This is a genomic window from Halomonas sp. H2 (genome assembly GCF_050215315.1).
Taxonomy (GTDB): domain Bacteria; phylum Pseudomonadota; class Gammaproteobacteria; order Pseudomonadales; family Halomonadaceae; genus Vreelandella.
This window is the reverse complement of record NZ_CP189760.1, coordinates 3431325-3448169: the sequence shown is the minus strand read 5'-3', so window position 1 is coordinate 3448169 and position 16845 is coordinate 3431325. Positions and strand designations below refer to the sequence as shown.

The window sequence follows — 16845 nt, the reverse complement described above, 5'->3', positions numbered from 1 at the left end:
ATTAGGTAAAAGGAGGAGTGAACGAAGGGAGCGAACAGCAACACCACACCAGGAGAGCGAAACAATGACAACAAGACGCAAATTTCTGATCACCGCCGCTAGTGCCGCCGCTCTTGCGCCACTAGCTACCAGAGTTGTTGCCCAGGGCTCGTCTGAGCCCACCATCAAGTGGCGTATGCAGACCTATGCCGGTGCGGCTCTGGCTGAGCACGTTGCCAAGCCGGCCATCGACTTGTTCAACCGAATTGCCGGCGAGCGTATGCAAATCGAGCTGTTTTATGCTGACCAGCTGGTACCCACAGGCGAGCTATTTCGCGCCATGCAGCGCGGCACGATTGATGCGGTGCAGTCGGATGACGACTCGATGGCATCGCCGACCGAAGTCACTGTGTTTGGTGGCTACTTCCCATTTGGTTCACGTTACAGCCTGGATGTGCCGGTGCTGTTTAACCAGTATGGACTCAAGGAAATCTGGGAAGAGGAGTACGCCAAGGTGGGCGTCAAGCACGTCAGCGCCGGTGCCTGGGATCCTTGTCACTTTGTTACCAAGGAGCCCATCCGCAGCCTGAAAGACCTGGAAGGTAAGCGCATTTTCACCTTCCCCACGGCAGGTCGCTTCCTATCGCAGTTTGGGGTGGTACCGGTGACGCTGCCCTGGGAGGATATCGAGGTCGCCGTGCAGACCGGCGAGCTCGACGGCATCGCCTGGTCCGGTATTACCGAAGACTACACGGTAGGCTGGGCCGATGTGACCAACTACTTCTTGACCAATAACATCTCTGGCGCTTGGATCGGCCATTTCTTCGTCAATATGGAGCGTTGGGAAGAACTGCCCGAGGACCTCAGACTGCTGTTCGAGGTGTGTTGTGAACAGTCGCACTACTATCGCCAGCACTGGTATTGGGGTGGAGAGGCTAATTTGCGCGTGCATGGCGAGAAGCTTGAGCTCACGTCGATCCCCGATGCTGAGTGGGAACAGGTGGAGAGCGCCGCCCAAGCATTCTGGGACGAGATCGCGGCTGAGTCCGAGACCAAGGCCAAGGTCGTTGAGATTTTCAAGCAGTACAACGCGGATATGCGCAACGCCGGAAGGCCCTATCGTTATAGCGACGCATGAGTGCTCTTACCGCCCCGGTAATCAGCCGGGGTGCACAATCACAATGTCACAATAACATGCTACGGCGATCCGGAAAGGAGCCTTATAAATGACCAGTGCGTTGACGTTGGATGCCCTGAAGGCCCAGGTTGGGAGTGGTGATGTTGACACGGTGCTGATGTGTTTTGTGGATATGCAGGGCCGTCTGATGGGTAAGCGCTTCCATGCGCACCATTTCATAGAAGGCGGGTGGGGGGAAACGCACTGCTGCAACTACCTGTTGGCCACCGACCTTGAGATGGCAACGCCAGACGGCTATGCCAGCACCTCCTGGAAGGCGGGCTATGGCGACTACGTGATGAAGCCTGACCTGGCGACGCTACGCCCCGTGCCATGGCTTGAGGGTACGGTGCTGGTGTTATGTGACGTGTTGGACCACGACACGCACGCACCGGTACCGCATTCGCCGCGAGCCGTGCTCAAGCGCCAGCTAGCACGGCTCGCGGACATGGGTTACGACGCGGTGATGGCGACCGAACTTGAGTTCTATCTATTTGAGAAAAGCTTCGGTGAGATCCGTAAAACAGGCTTTCGAGACCTGGAACCGATCAGTGATTATAACGAGGATTACCACATCTTCCAGACCACCAAGGAGGAGCACGTGTTGCGCCCGGTGCGTAACCATCTTTACGCGGCAGGTATCCCCGTGGAAGGCACTAAGGGCGAAGCTGGCTGTGGTCAGGAGGAGCTCAACATCAAGTATGCGGCGGCGCTTGATACCGCGGACTACCACACCATCGCCAAGCACGCGATAAAAGAAGTTGCCTGGCAGCAGGGGCGTGCGGCGACCTTTCTGCCTAAGTGGCATCATGATCACTCGGGCAGCTCTGCCCATATACACCAGACGCTGTGGCAAGGTGGTGCGCCTGCGTTCTTTGATGAAAGCGATGCGCTGGGTATGTCCACGTTGATGAAGCACTACCTGGCCGGGCTGCTGGCCTACGCCCCAGACTGCACCTACTTCCTGGCCCCTTATATCAACAGCTACAAACGTTTTCAAAAGGGGACTTTCGCGCCCACGCGCACGGTTTGGTCAGTGGATAATCGCACCGCGGGCTTTCGTCTTTGTGCGGCGGGAACCAAGGCCGTGCGGGTTGAAAACCGCATTGGTGGGTCGGACGTGAACCCGTATCTGGCCATCGCCGCGCAGCTGGCCGCCGGTATTAAGGGAATCGAGGAGCGGTTGGAGCTGACACCGCCCGCCGAGGGCGATACTTATCACGGTGAAACCGGCTTGATTCCACAAAATCTGCGCGATGCACGTGACGCTCTGCAAGGCTCGGCCATGCTGCGTGAGGCGATGGGCGATGACGTGGTCGATCACTACGCGCACGCCGCCCAGATAGAGATAGAAGATTTCGCCCGAGTAGTGACCGATTACGAAATCGCACGCGGGTTCGAGCGTGCCTGATGAGGCTGTAGCTGTGCAGCTGTAGAGAGGAGATGATGACGATGGGCCACATGCTGAAATGTATCTCACCAATTGATGGCTCGCTGTTTGCCGAGCGCGAAGCGCTGTCCTGCGAGGCCGCACGAGAGGCCGCCGCGCGCGCGCGTGCAGCGCAGCCTGAATGGGCTGCGCGACCGATACAGGAACGTATCGACCTAGTCGTGGCAGGCATTGCCGCCGTGGGCGAGATGAATGACGAAGTGGTGCCGGAACTGGCGCGCATGATGGGCCGCCCGGTGCGCTATGGCGGTGAATTCGGTGGTTTCGAGGAGCGTGGAAGCCACATGGCTGCTATTGCCAAGGACGCTCTGGCCGCTATCAAGGTGGGCGAAGACACCACCAGCAAACGCTATATCAAACGTGTGCCGCACGGCGTGGTGCTGGTGGTAGCGCCGTGGAACTACCCCTATATGACGGCGATCAATAGCGTGGCTCCGGCCTTGATCGCGGGCAACAGCGTGGTGTTGAAGCACGCGACGCAGACCCTGCTGGTAGGCGAGCGGATGGCGCAAGCTTTTCACTCTGTCGGTGTGCCAACGGATGTCTTTCAGAATGTGTTTCTCGATCATGACACCACCTCGGAGCTGATTGCCGAGCGAGCCTTCAACTTCGTCAACTTCACCGGCTCGGTCGGCGGCGGGCGTGCTATGGAAACGGCGGCAGCGGGCACCTTTACCGGGTTGGGCCTGGAACTGGGCGGCAAGGACCCCGGCTATGTGATGGAAGATGCTGATCTCGATGCGGCGGTTGCCACGCTCATCGATGCGGCCATGTTTAACGCCGGGCAAAGCTGCTGCGGGATCGAGCGGATCTATGTGCATGACAGCTTGTACGCGGCCTTTATCGAAAAGGCCGTCGCGATTGTCGAGGGCTATCAGCTGGGGCACCCGTTAGACGCCGCGACGGATATTGGCCCCATGGCGAATATTCGATTCGCCAAGGAGGTCCGCGACCAGATTAATGAAGCCGTAGCCGCTGGGGCAAAGACCCATATTGCGCGAAAGCCCAATGATGATGGTGGTGCCTACCTGACGCCACAAATCTTGACCGATGTGACCCACGACATGCGGGTGATGCGCGATGAAAGTTTCGGCCCGGTGGTCGGCATTATGAAGGTATCCAGCGATGATGAAGCGATCCGGCTGATGAATGACAGCGCGTTTGGCCTGACCGCCAGCCTGTGGAGCGCCGATATGACGCGTGCGCAGCGTGTGGGTGATCAGCTTGAAACTGGCACCGTGTTTCTGAATCGTGCCGACTACCTCGACCCGAGCCTATGCTGGACCGGCTGCAAGGATACCGGTCGTGGTGGTGGTCTGTCGGTAATCGGCTATCACAACCTGACACGCCCAAAATCCTACTATCTCAAGAAAACAACCGCCTGACCTCAAGAAAACAACCGACTGATCTAAAGAAAATAATTGACTGAAAAAAAGGTGACGACATGACGCTGACGGGAAACTGGTCCTACCCCACCGCTATCCGCTTTGGCGCGGGCCGTATCGCTGAGTTGTCCGAGGCCTGCGCTCAGGCCGCTATCACCAAGCCTTTACTGGTGACCGACCGAGGACTGGTCGGCTTGCCGATTACCAAGGTCGTGCTGGATATCATGGAAGCAGCAGGCCTTGGCCGTGGCCTGTTTGCCGAGGTCGACCCCAACCCGAACGAAAAGAATCTTGCGGCAGGCGTCGAGGCTTATAAGGCGGGCGGTTATGATGGAGTGATTGCGTTTGGCGGTGGCTCAGGGCTGGATTTGGGCAAGATGGTCGCCTTTATGGCGGGCCAGACGCGCCCAGTGTGGGATTTCGAGGATATCGGCGACTGGTGGACCCGCGCCGATATCGATGCCATTGCGCCTATCGTAGCGGTACCTACTACTGCCGGCACCGGCGCGGAAGTGGGGCGCGCCAGCGTGATTACCAACTCGCAAACCCATGAAAAAAAGATCATCTTCCATCCCAATGTATTGCCTTCCGTGGTGATCTGCGACCCTGAACTGACAGTGGGCATGCCAAAACCGATCACCGCGGGCACCGGGCTGGACGCCTTTGCGCATTGCGTCGAAGCGTTCTCAAGCCCGCACTACCACCCGATGAGCCAGGGTATCGCCCTGGAAGGCATGCGGCTGGTTAAGCAGTACTTGCCGCGTGCTTACGCCGACGGCAGCGATATTGAAGCGCGTGCGCAGATGATGAGTGCGGCGATAATGGGTGCTACCGCTTTTCAGAAAGGGCTGGGCGCGATACATGCCATGAGCCACCCCATTGGTGCGGTATTCAACTCCCACCATGGCACCACCAATGCGATTTGTATGCCTGCGGTGCTGGACTTTAACGCCGATAAAATTCGCCAACGCTTCGACATGGCTGCCGCGTATCTGGGTATTGAAGGCGGGTTCGCTGGCTTTAGCGTCTTTGTGCAAGAGTTCAATGATCAGTTGGGTATCCCGCGTACACTTGCGGAGATCGGGGCTGATCCTTTGCGTATCGATGAGCTGGCGGAAATGGCTATTCAAGACCCAAGCTGTGGTGGCAACCCGGTGGGGCTGAACGTGGCGAGTTTCAAGGCGCTGTTCCAGCGCTGCATGTAGTGGCAGAGATAGCGCACCGTTAGCTTTTAGGGGCAAGCCTGTTTACGATCAGGCTTGTCGATCCATTATTAGCGAGCCAGTTATATGAAACCCGAAACGATTGCTCTCCATCATGGCTATTCGCCTGATTCGCAAAACGCCGTGGCGGTACCGATTCATCAAACCACGTCGTTTTCCTTCGATAATGCGCAGCACGCGGCGGATCTGTTTGATCTCAAAGTAGAAGGCAATATCTACTCGCGTATTATGAACCCGACCTGCGCTGTACTGGAGCAGCGGGTCGCCGCGCTGGAAGGCGGTATCGCAGGCCTGGCGGTGGCATCGGGCATGGCAGCCATTACCTATGCCATTCAAACTATCGCCGAAGCGGGCGATAACATTGTCTCGATTAGCGAGCTTTACGGTGGCACCTACAACCTGTTTGCCCACACGCTGCCACGCCAAGGCATCCAAGTACGTTTTGCCGATAAGGACGATATCGCCGGCATCGAAGCACTGATTGATGAGCGCACTAAAGCCGTCTTCTGCGAAAGTATCGGTAACCCCTCCGGCGGGGTGGTGGATCTGCAAAAGCTTGCGGAGGCAGCGCACCGCCATGGGGTGCCGGTGATAGTGGATAACACCACCGCAACGCCGTTTTTATGCCGCCCAATCGAGCACGGGGCGGATATTGTTGTCCACTCTGCCACCAAGTATATCGGTGGCCATGGCACCACGGTTGGCGGTGTGATTGTTGATTCAGGCAAGTTCCCCTGGGCTGAGAATGCACAACGCTTTCCGCTGCTCAATGAGCCAGATGTCTCCTACCACGGTGTTAGTTATACGCGCGATGTGGGCGATGCGGCATTTATCGCCCGTGCCCGCGTCGTGCCGTTACGTAATATGGGAGCGGCGCTTTCTGCCCAAGCGGCTTGGAATCTGTTGCAGGGGTTAGAAACGCTGTCGCTGCGTATCGAGCGTATTTGTGCTAACGCGTTAGCCGTTGCCAAGCATCTGGAAAGCCATCCGCAGGTGACTTGGGTGCACTATGCGGGCCTGGAAAATCATCCCGATCATTCGCTAGCTCAACGCTATATGCAGGGCCATGCCTCGGGGATTCTCAGTTTCGGTATTAAAGGTGGGCAGGCCGCATCGGAGCGCTTTTACGATGCGCTGTCGTTGATCTTACGCTTGGTGAATATCGGCGATGCCAAGAGCTGCTCTTCGATCCCAGCGTCTACCACACACCGGCAGTTGAACGAGCAGGAGCTGAAGGCGGCTGGGGTCACGGCAGAGATGGTACGCCTGTCGATCGGCATCGAGCATATTGACGATCTGCTCGCGGATATTGATCAAGCGCTGGAGGTATCCCAGGGGTAAGACGGCCCTGAGTTCAGCACATAACGTCAGCCCGCCAGGCTCGCCAGCTGCGCTCGGTCGACCACCAGAATTCGCCGGTAGCGTACCTGAATAATGCCCAGGCGGGCCCACTGGGCGAGCTTGCGGTTGATGGTTTGACGGCTGGCGTGCAGCAGTTGGCCCAGCGCCTCCTGAGGAAGTGGCAGGTCAATCAGCCGGCCATCGGGCCCATCGATGCCATAGGCATCGGCCAACGCCAGTAGGTGCTTAGCAAGACGCCCCTCAAGGCTCATCAGTGAGCGGTCTTCAAGCATCGCGAACGATACGCGCATCTGACGACACAGTAGCAGTGCGAAATCACGATATAGCACAGGGTAGTGGTCGAGCAGGCGTTGCAGCTCGGAGCGCCCCAGGGCGAACACCAGGCAGGGGCCGCAGGCGTGGATATCGTGAGTACGCGTGCCGCCGTCCACCAAGCCTATATGGCCAAACCACTCGTCGGGCCCCAAGTAGCTATAGATCGCTTCGCGGCCCTCGGCGGAGGCCGAGCTTAAGCGCACCATGCCGGACATCAGACGATACAGATGATCCGAGCGTGCCTGTTTGCTGTGAACCGTCTGGCCAGCTTCCACGCGCAGTAATTGGCCGCGCCCCAGTACTTGGTCGATGGCGACGTCGGGCAGAGCGTTAAGCAGAGTATCTTGACGCAATCGATGCCGGATGCTGGGCAGGTCGCAAGCGAGGGGAGTGGCAGGAATTGTCATTTTGGCGACAGTTTGCGGTAGTTTTGGCTGGTATACATATGGGTTCATTGAACCTGTCCCCGGGCATTGATGCAAGCGCCGGGTGACTCAGCTAGGAGTCCAGCATGCACAGCCCATTACGTGTTCTGATTACCGGGGGAACCGGTTTCATTGGCAAGCGTCTTGCGCGCCAACTGCTCGCCCAGCCAATGCTTACCCTGGAAGGCGAAGCGCCGCGCAAGATCGACAAGATCATTCTGCTCGATACCTTTCCCGCTGACGATCTTCCCGCCGACCCGCGTCTTGAGGTGCGGATCGGTGAGATCGACGACAGCGCACTGCTCGACGAGTTGACCCGCGAGGTCGATCTCGTCTGGCACCTGGCAGCGGTGGTCAGCTCCGCTGCCGAGGCGGACTTCGAGCTCGGCATGCAGGTTAATCTGCACGGCCTGCTAGCCCTGCTCGAGGCCATGCGGGCTCAGCCAAAGCCCGCCAGGCTGGTCTACGCCAGCGGGTTCGCGATATTTGGCGGCCCACTGCCCGAGGTGGTCGGCGACGGCACTCTGCCGACGCCGGTCTCCTCCTACGGTATCCAGAAAGCCATTGGCGAGATGCTGATCAACGACTACTCCCGGCGTGGCTTCGTTGACGGGCGCACGCTGCGTTTGCCAACCATCGCCGTGCGCCCGGGCAAGCCCAACAAGGCCGCTTCGACCTTCGTCAGTTCGATCATCCGTGAACCTCTCGTTGGCGAGCGTGCGATCTGCCCGGTCACTCCTGAGACTCCGGTGTATATCACCTCGCCACGTCGCGTGCTGGACGCCATGCTGCATGCTATGGCGCTTGACGCTGAACGCCTGGGCCAATCGCGCATCATTCCATTGCCCGGCCTGACCGTGACCATCGCGCAGATGGTGGTGGCCCTGGAGCGGGTGGCGGGTCGCGCCACAAGCCAATTGATCGAGTGGCACGAAGACGCCGAGATTCAGCGTATCGTCGCCAGCTGGCCGTCGCGGGTCGAGGCACCGCGGGCTGCCGAACTCGGCTTTCACGCCGACGGTGATATCGAATCAATCATCCGCGCTCACGTTGAAGACGAGGGCATTACAGTGACGGGAGACAGGCCATGAGTAAGACGATCGGATTTATCGGCACAGGACTGATGGGCGGCCCGATGGTGCGAAACCTGCTGGCGGCGGGCTATCGGGTACGGGTGTGGAACCGCACGCCGGAGAAGCTGCATGAGCTGACCCAGGCCGGTGCCGAGGCGTGCGCGAGTCCGCAGGCAGCGGCCACGGATGCGTCGGTGTTGATCTGTATGTTGAGCGATGGCCCAACCTGCGATGCTGTGCTGTTCGACGATGACGATGCGGCCTGTTCGCGACTTGCGGCGGGTGCCACCTTGGTCGTGATGAGTTCGATTCCGGTCGAAACTGCCACCGCCCAGGCTGAACGCTGCGCAGCGCTTGGGGTTGGTTATCTCGATGCTCCGGTGTCTGGCGGCCAGCGCGGGGCTATCGACGGCAACCTGGCGATCATGGCCGGAGGTGGGGCGGATGCCTTCGAGGCCGTGCGACCGGTATTGGCCGCCATGGGACGGCCAGTACATGTAGGTCCTGCCGGCACTGGCCAGCAGACCAAGCTCGCCAACCAGATGATCGTCGCCAGCACCATCGCAACGGTAGCCGAGGCACTGCTGTTCGCCGAGCGCGGCGGGGCGGACCCCGCCAGGGTTCGCGACGCCCTGGCCGGCGGCTTCGCCGACTCGCCGATCCTGCGCCAACACGGCCAACGCATGATCGAAGAGGATTTCGCCCCGGGCGGGCCGTCAAAGTATCAGTGGAAGGACACCCGCACGGCACTGGCCCGCGCTCGTGCGCTAGGACTCGACCTGCCGGTGGCGACTATCGCCGATGCACTCTATGCCGACTTGGTTGAGCATGGCGATGGCGAACTCGACCACAGCGCGTTGATTCGAGAGTTGCGTCGCCGCAATACGCCCTGATCCAAACCCGGCTGATTGCCAGCGTTTGAGCCAACGCGTGTCTCTATGAGCATTTATTGAGCTGGCTAACGAATTTAGACGTTAGAGTAGCAGTCATGCACACTATGTAATGTGCTGTAGATAAAGGCACTGCTAGTTAATGTAGTAGTTAAACAACCAAGTTGAATCAAAGGTTGAGTAGTATCTGGCAGCCACTCTGTTAGATACTGGAGGGCTGAACAACATGACGCATAACGTCTAAAGGTGTAGCGCTCACGACTGAATAGCGGCGCTGCAGGAAGCTGAAGCAAGGGAGAACGCGAGTGAAAATAGGCGCACCCAAAGAGAGTGCCCAGGGGGAAGCGCGTGTCGCGCTGACCCCTGAGAGTGCTAAGCAGATTCAGAAGCTGGGCCACGAGTGCTTGGTGGAAACCGGCGCAGGTCTGGCGGCGGGCTTTAATGACGACACTTATCGTGAGGCTGGCGTTACCGTGGTGGACGGTGCCGATGCGCTCTGGAACGACGCTGAGGTGGTCATTAAAGTCCGTGAGCCCTCTGATCAAGAGGCTGAGCGGCTGCGGCAAGGGCAAACCTTAATCGCCTTTTTCTGGCCGGCGCAAAACGAAGCGCTGCTGGAAAAGTGTAAGGCCCAGGGCGCCAGTGTTATCGCGATGGATATGGTGCCGCGTATCTCACGGGCGCAGAAGATGGATGCGCTCTCTTCGATGGCCAATATCGCCGGCTACCGTGCGGTAATTGAGGCGGGCAACAACTTTGGCCGCTTCTTTACCGGTCAGGTAACGGCGGCAGGTAAAGTGCCCCCCGCCAAGGTGCTGGTGATTGGTGCCGGTGTGGCGGGTTTGGCGGCGATTGGTACCGCCACCAGCCTGGGTGCTGTGGTGCGCGCCTTTGATGTGCGCCCGGAGGTCTCTGAGCAGATCGAGTCGATGGGTGCCGAGTTCCTGTTCCTCGATTTCGAAGACAGCCAGGATGGTTCCGAAAGTGGCGGTTACGCCTCGCCTTCAAGCCCTGAGTTTCGCGAGAAGCAGCTTGAGTGCTTCCGCGAGCAGGCAGCCGATGTGGATATCGTCATCACCACCGCTCTGATTCCGGGCCGTCCCGCGCCCAAGCTGTGGCTGGAAGATATGGTCGCGGCCATGAAGCCGGGTTCGGTGGTTATCGATTTGGCGGCAGAGAAGGGTGGCAACTGCGATCTCACCAAACCTGACGAGCGCGTCGTCAGCGATAACGGCGTTGTGGTGGTTGGCTACACTGACTTCCCTTCGCGCATGGCCACCCAGTCATCGCTGCTTTACGCCACCAATATCCGCCATATGCTGACCGACCTAACGCCCGAGAAAGAGGGCGTTATCAATCACAATATGGAAGACGATGTGATTCGTGGCGCCACGGTGACTCACCAGGGCGAAATCACCTTCCCGCCACCGCCGCCCAAAGTAAAAGCGATTGCTGCCGCCAAGCCGAAGAAGAAAGAGAAAGCGCCCACGCCAGAGGAGAAAAAAGCCACTGAGCTAGCCACCTTCAAAGCGCAAACAAAACGCCAAGTGGGGTTATTGGCCGTTGGTGGCGCGCTGATGCTGCTGTTGGGGCAAGTGGCGCCGGTGTCGTTTATGCAGCACTTTATTGTTTTTGTGCTGGCCTGCTTTATCGGTTTCCAAGTGATTTGGAACGTAAGCCACTCGCTACACACACCGCTCATGGCGGTGACCAACGCGATTTCGGGCATCATTATTTTGGGGGCGATTCTGCAGATTGGCTCCGGCAGCGCCGTAGTGGGCGTGCTGGCGGCGATCTCGGTGCTTATCGCATCCATCAATATCGTGGGTGGCTTCCTGGTGACACGCCGGATGCTGGCCATGTTCCAAAAATCATAAGCGGCGGAGAGACGATATGTTAGGTCAAGGATTCGTATCTGCCGCGGCGATCGCGGCAAGCGTTCTGTTTATTTTGTCGCTAGGCGGCTTGAGTAACCAGGAAAAAGCCAAGCGGGCCGTATGGTACGGCATCGTGGGTATGGCGTTGGCAGTATTTTTTACCTCCTTAGGGCCGGGTATTGGCGGCTACTGGTGGTTAATTCCGATGATGGTGATTGGTGCAGGTATCGGCGTCTATGTGGCGGGCAAGGTCGAGATGACCGAAATGCCTCAGCTAGTGGCTGCGCTGCACAGTTTTGTCGGCTTGGCCGCGGTGTTTGTCGCCTGGAGCGCCGATTTAGAGCGCCGCCGTGTGCTGGCGGCGCAAGCGGCCGATGGCGTTATGCAGGAGTTTTCTGCGTTTGCCGCGCTGGTCGCCACCAAGGCACCTGACGAGCTCACCTTTCTACAGATTGAAGTGGTGTTCGCTATCTTTATCGGTGCAGTGACCTTTACTGGTTCGGTGGTGGCGTTTGGTAAGCTGGCCGGTAAAGTGGATGGCAAACCTCGCCAACTGCCCGGTGGGCATATGCTCAATGCCGGGGCGGCGGTGCTGTCGCTGCTGTTAGCGATTTTGTACCTCAATGGCGCAGGTTTCTGGACGCTGATCGTGCTTGCAGCGCTGTCGTTCTTTATCGGTTACCACCTGATCATGGGGATTGGCGGTGCCGATATGCCGGTAGTGGTATCGATGCTCAACAGCTACTCCGGCTGGGCAGCCGCCGCTATCGGCTTCACGCTCTCTAATGATCTGCTGATTGTCACCGGTGCGCTGGTGGGCTCCTCCGGTGCGATTCTCTCTTACATTATGTGTAAGGCGATGAACCGCAACTTCGTCAATGTGATCCTAGGCGGCTTTGGCGGAAGCACTGGGCCTGCGGCCGAGATTGAAGGCGAGCAGGTGGCTATTGACGCAGGTGGTGTAGCGAGCGCTCTAAACGATGCCGACAGCGTCATCATCGTGCCGGGCTACGGCATGGCGGTGGCCCAGGCGCAAACCGCGGTGAGCGACTTGGTGCGTAAATTGCGCGCTGCCGGTAAAACCGTGCGTTTCGGTATTCACCCGGTAGCGGGGCGCCTGCCAGGGCATATGAACGTGCTGCTGGCGGAAGCCAAAGTGCCTTACGATATCGTGCTGGAGATGGATGAAATCAACGACGACTTCCCTACCACCGACGTGGTCATCGTGATTGGCTCCAACGACATCGTGAACCCGGCTGCCGAAGAAGACCCCAACAGCCCCATCGCCGGTATGCCGGTGCTGAAGGTATGGGAGGCTAAGCAGGTGTTTGTCAGTAAGCGCGGTCAGGGTACCGGCTACTCCGGCATCGAGAACCCGCTGTTTTTCAAAGACAACACGCGCATGTTCTACGGCGATGCGCGGGATAGCTTAAATACGCTGCTGCCACTGATTGATTAGGTTAATGCGCTATAGCTAGCCTTAAGATTGAGCCCGCGATTATTCGCGGGCTTTTTTTTGGGGTGCGTCTTATGCCATCCCCGGCTGCATGCTTTCAGTACTCCTGTTATGGTCGGTTACCGCCTCTTCTGTTGAGCACCCTCTGCTATGAATCAACGCCCTAACCCCCGGGTGCTGCTGCGCTTGCTGGGTCTGTTGCGCCCTTACCGACTGCGTTTAGCCCTGGCTGGCCTAGCTCTTTTATTGGCCTCAGGAAGTGTGCTGCTGCTGGGTAACGGGCTGCGCTTAGTTATCGACCGCGGCTTTCTGGCGGCGGATGAGCAGGCGTTGGCGCAAATGCTGGGTTTGATGCTGGCAGTGGTCACGGTGCTGGCGATGGCCTCCGCGCTGCGCTACTACCAGGTCACTTGGATTGGCGAGCGCTTGGCCGCTGACCTACGCCAGCGCGTGTTTGATCATTTACTCACTCTGGAGCCCAGCTTTTTTGAGAGCGCTAGCGACGGCCGTGCCGCAGGAGAGATTGCCTCTCGGTTGACCGCGGATACTAGCGTGCTGCAGAGCCTGTTTGGTTCCTCTGTTTCGTTGGCACTGCGCAACTTGGTCATGCTGGTAGGCGCGGTAGTACTTATGCTGATCACCCAGCCGTGGCTCTCGGCGCTGGTGCTGATCGGTATCCCCGCGACGCTATTGCCGATTGTTTGGTACGGCCGCCGGGTGCGGCGGCTTTCGCGCACCAGTCAAGATCGCGTGGCGGAGCTTGGCCGCTATGCCGAAGAGGCGCTAAGCGGTATTAAAACGATTCAAGCGTTTACCCACGAGGGCGTAGATAAAACCCACTACGGCCAACGCGTCGAGCAGGCCTTTGGCAGCGCCGTCGAGCGCACTCAGCAGCGCGCCTGGCTCACCGGTATTGCCATGCTGGTGGTGTTCACCGCCGTTGGCTTAATGCTTTGGCAGGGTGGCCAAGCCGTCTTGGCCGGTACGATGAGTGCCGGTGAGCTTTCGGCGTTTATTTTCTACGCCGTGCTTGCCGCGGGGGCTATTGCCACGTTGGCCGAAGTGGCGGGAGATGTGCAACGCGCGGCGGGTGCAGCGGAGCGTTTATTGGAACTGCTCGATACCCAGCCCGCTATCCAATCGCCTGCTAACTCGTACGACCTGGCTAAGCCATTGCGTGGTGAGATTAGGCTGGAGGGTGTCAGCTTCACCTACCCTGGCCGCGAAGCACCGGCGCTTGAAAGCTTTGATTTGCATATTCAGCCTGGGGAGCGAGTGGCGGTGGTGGGGCCTTCGGGGGCGGGTAAAAGCACGCTGCTTGGCCTACTGCTGCGCTTTTATGATCCCAGCCAAGGGCGTATCAGCCTCGATGGCAGTGATATCCGCAGCTTAGACCTCGCTGTTTTGCGCGGTGCGATGGGATTGGTGGCCCAAGAGCCGGTGCTGTTTAGCGGCTCAGTAGCCGAAAATCTGCGCTACGGAAACCCCGAGGCTGATATCGATAGACTGCGCATTGCCGCCCAGGATGCCAGCGCCCTGGACTTTATCGACGCGCTTCCCCAAGGCTTTGATACACCGCTTGGCCCCGGCGGCGTGCAGCTTTCCGGTGGCCAGCGTCAGCGTCTCGCCATCGCCCGGGCGCTGCTGAAAAATCCCGCGGTGTTATTGCTAGATGAAGCCACCAGCGCCCTGGATGCCGAGAGCGAGCGCCTAGTGCAGCAGGCGCTGGACAGGCTGATGGTGGGCCGTACCAGCATCGTGATTGCCCACCGGCTGGCGACCGTCATCGCCGCTGATCGCTTGCTGGTGCTTGATGGTGGGCGGCTGATTGCCGCGGGCACGCACGACGAACTAATCACCACCAGCCCGCTCTATCGTCATTTAGCTGCGTTGCAGTTTGGCTAGTGCTTATCGTTGCTTATCGTCTCTGCCCTGTTGCTCTACACTCGTCGTTTGTGTTCCATTTGCGTTCTATGAACGAAGGATAATCGCATTGATGTTGGGATTCCTGCAGGGATTTTCCTATGGCCTCTTTATGACCTGCCTGCCCTGGCTGCTGGTCGGCCTTTTCAATCCTGCTCTGGCGCTGCCGGTGGCGGCCCAAGGTCGGCTACAGGTGATCCTACGCTATTGCCTGGTGGTTCCTTTCATCAGCTCGCTGCTATGGCTGACCTCCCTTTGGGGCGGTTTCAGCCCCAACCTGTTTGGCTGGTTGGCGGGCATCATCGCTATCCCTGTGGCGCTGCCCGTCGAGCGAACGCTGCGCGGCTGGCTGGCCCGCCGTCGCGAGCGTCGCCGGGAGAAGTTGCGATCAGCCGAGACGCGTCAGCGTCGTGCCCAAGAGGAGCGTAACGCCTATGAGGCTGGCGTATCGGTGCTCGATCCTGAGCGGCCACCCGAGGGAGCTGACGATCTTGTCTTGGCCTTGTGCCGGGCCAAACAGAGCCTGCTGGACGTTAAACGCCCCGACTTGGCGGTTCTCGCGGATCGCCTCTACAGCCGCTACCGCCATGTGATGGACGTGCTAGGCGGTCGCTTTTACACTGGCGAGTTGGCTTTTGAGCGCTCGCGCGGGCTGGTCACTCAGGTCTGTTTCGGTGCGGTGGATACGCTGACCACGATGGCCTCCCAGGCACGCGGGGTGGTTAGTGTGGATGGCCATTACGTGCGCGGTCGGCTGGAGCGCGAGGGCAAGCGACTAAGCGATGAGGAGCGAACTGCTCTGGTGCGACGCCTGGACCTGTTGGTGGAGACCGAGCACCAGCTAAGTAAGCTCTCCGCCCGCATCGAATCGGCGCTGACCGTGCTCGACGATACCGCCGTTTCCATGGCGCGCATTGAGACGGCGCGCCCTCAGGCGTCTGTCACCACCGAGAAAGCGTTGGAGGATCTGCGCCGTTTCATCGAAGGCGCGGACCGTTATGCCCGCAAAGATTAATCCGGCAGCCAAGGGTCGCGTGCGGTATTCACACGGTTTTATTGACAGCTCAGGAGGTGCCCATGACGCAGCAATCCGATGACCAACCTCGCCTCTCCCTACCGTCGGTTGAAGAGATTGCTAGCGAATTGGGGACTAGCCAAGCCGATTCGGGCGACGCTGAACTTGAGGTGATGGCTGACCGCTTTGTGGAGGGTATTCTCGCCAAGGGGGACGAGGCGTCTGCGGTTCGCCAGCGCCGGGCGGTGGATGAGATGGGCCTTGAATTGCAACAGCAGGCTGCTCATCGCAGTGCCATGCTACAGACGCCACTGCGTAAGCTGGCCCATCAGGGTGACGAAGGTGGGCCGGTCGCCAAGGCACTGACCGATCTGCGCGGGCGCATGGAGGGGCTTGATCCTTCTCGCCATCGCTTGGCGCCGAGCGCGCTGGATCGGGTTCTAGCGATCATTCCCGGTGTCGATAGCCGTCTACAGCGCTATTTCCAAAAGTTTGAGAATGCTCAGCAGGCGCTGGACGCCATTATCGAGGAACTGAAAGGCGGTCGCGACATGCTGCATCGTGACAACCTTACGCTGAGCGATGACCAGCAAGCCCTCAATGGCATCCTGACCGAGCTGAACCGCCAGATCGCCCTCGGTCGCTTGATTGACCAGCGCCTGTGCGACGAGGTCGCCGCTCACGATAGCGAGGATCCGCGGCACCACTTCCTCGAGGAAGAGCTGCTCTTTCCGCTGCGCCAGCGTATCGTCGATTTACAGCAACAGCTGGCGGTAAGCCAGCAGGGTGTGCTGGCGCTAGAAGTGATTATCCGCAACAACCGGGAGTTGATGCGCGGCGTGGATAGGGCCATCAATGTCACCGTCTCGGCCCTCACCGTGGCGGTAACCGTGGCCATGGCGATGGCTAACCAGCGGCTGGTGCTGGATCGTATCGAATCGCTCAACTCCACCACATCGCAAATGATTGGTGGGACTGCCAAGGCGCTGCGCCAGCAAGGCGTCGACATCCAGAAGCGGGCCTCTTCGGCGATGCTTGATATGCAAGTGCTTGAGGAGGCGTTTGGCGAGGTGATGGGCGCGATTAATGATCTCTCAACCTATCGTCAGGAAGCTCTACCGCGGCTGGATGAACAGATCGACCGCCTGGCGACCCTGGCTAAGCAGGGCAATGCGTCCATCGATCGCCTGCGCGAGGGGAGCGAGGCGCAACCCCAGGATGGCAGCTTTGATAAGCCAGTGAGATAAGCCAGTACCCGTGCCTTGGCGTATGCCTAACAATTAACACAATTCTAT

General features: G+C 59.1%; 13 protein-coding genes. 12 read left to right on the top strand and 1 reads right to left on the bottom strand.

The window, feature by feature from the left end:
• The first annotated feature begins 64 nt into the window (after window positions 1-64).
• The 5 genes from ACQE2I_RS16010 (at window position 65) to ACQE2I_RS15990 (ending at window position 6555) form a co-directional block, all read left to right on the top strand.
• The gene (locus ACQE2I_RS16010; protein WP_427029045.1) at window positions 65-1117 is read left to right on the top strand and encodes a TRAP transporter substrate-binding protein; all 1053 of its coding nucleotides are present in this window, start codon (window positions 65-67) and stop codon (window positions 1115-1117) included.
• Between the two features lie 88 nt (window positions 1118-1205).
• A complete protein-coding gene (locus ACQE2I_RS16005) occupies window positions 1206-2567 on the top strand; it encodes a glutamine synthetase family protein (RefSeq protein WP_427029044.1) in 1362 nt (453 codons plus the stop codon).
• A 41-nt stretch (window positions 2568-2608) separates the two neighbouring features.
• Entirely contained in the window at window positions 2609-3991 is a 1383-nt protein-coding gene (locus tag ACQE2I_RS16000) for an aldehyde dehydrogenase family protein (protein ID WP_427029043.1), read from the top strand.
• A gap of 59 nt (window positions 3992-4050) precedes the next feature.
• Complete coding sequence (locus tag ACQE2I_RS15995; protein ID WP_427029042.1) at window positions 4051-5196, top strand: iron-containing alcohol dehydrogenase; 1146 nt, start codon at window positions 4051-4053, stop codon at window positions 5194-5196.
• Between the two features lie 84 nt (window positions 5197-5280).
• On the top strand, window positions 5281-6555 hold the full coding sequence (locus tag ACQE2I_RS15990; RefSeq protein WP_427029041.1) for an O-acetylhomoserine aminocarboxypropyltransferase/cysteine synthase family protein: 1275 nt from the start codon (window positions 5281-5283) through the stop codon (window positions 6553-6555).
• Window positions 6556-6581: 26 nt separating this feature from the next.
• Here ACQE2I_RS15990 and ACQE2I_RS15985 read toward each other — a convergent pair whose 3' ends face one another.
• Window positions 6582-7346: a Crp/Fnr family transcriptional regulator gene (locus ACQE2I_RS15985; RefSeq protein ID WP_427029040.1), complete on the bottom strand. Its 765-nt coding sequence runs from the start codon at window positions 7344-7346 to the stop codon at window positions 6582-6584.
• A gap of 56 nt (window positions 7347-7402) precedes the next feature.
• On the opposite strand from ACQE2I_RS15985, the gene denD reads away from it, so the two are divergent.
• The 7 genes from denD to ACQE2I_RS15950 all read left to right on the top strand — a co-directional run bounded on the left by denD (window position 7403) and on the right by ACQE2I_RS15950 (window position 16797).
• Window positions 7403-8407: a D-erythronate dehydrogenase gene (gene denD, locus ACQE2I_RS15980; protein WP_427029039.1), complete on the top strand. Its 1005-nt coding sequence runs from the start codon at window positions 7403-7405 to the stop codon at window positions 8405-8407.
• Window positions 8404-9282, top strand: a complete 879-nt coding sequence (locus ACQE2I_RS15975) for an NAD(P)-dependent oxidoreductase (protein ID WP_427029038.1) — start codon at window positions 8404-8406, stop codon at window positions 9280-9282. The genes denD and ACQE2I_RS15975 overlap by 4 nt, the downstream gene beginning before the upstream one ends.
• Before the next feature lie 302 nt (window positions 9283-9584).
• Window positions 9585-11156, top strand: coding sequence for a Re/Si-specific NAD(P)(+) transhydrogenase subunit alpha (locus ACQE2I_RS15970; protein WP_427029037.1), 1572 nt, complete (start codon window positions 9585-9587; stop codon window positions 11154-11156).
• Between the two features lie 16 nt (window positions 11157-11172).
• Entirely contained in the window at window positions 11173-12615 is a 1443-nt protein-coding gene (locus tag ACQE2I_RS15965) for an NAD(P)(+) transhydrogenase (Re/Si-specific) subunit beta (protein ID WP_427029036.1), read from the top strand.
• A gap of 147 nt (window positions 12616-12762) precedes the next feature.
• Window positions 12763-14517 carry an ABC transporter transmembrane domain-containing protein gene (locus tag ACQE2I_RS15960; protein WP_427029035.1) on the top strand — a complete coding sequence of 585 codons (1755 nt, stop codon included), beginning with the start codon at window positions 12763-12765 and terminating at the stop codon, window positions 14515-14517.
• 91 nt (window positions 14518-14608) lie between these two features.
• Complete coding sequence (locus ACQE2I_RS15955) at window positions 14609-15550, top strand: cobyrinic acid a,c-diamide synthase (protein WP_427029034.1); 942 nt, start codon at window positions 14609-14611, stop codon at window positions 15548-15550.
• A 62-nt stretch (window positions 15551-15612) separates the two neighbouring features.
• Window positions 15613-16797, top strand: a complete 1185-nt coding sequence (locus ACQE2I_RS15950; protein ID WP_427029033.1) for a toxic anion resistance protein — start codon at window positions 15613-15615, stop codon at window positions 16795-16797.
• Window positions 16798-16845 lie beyond the last annotated feature (48 nt).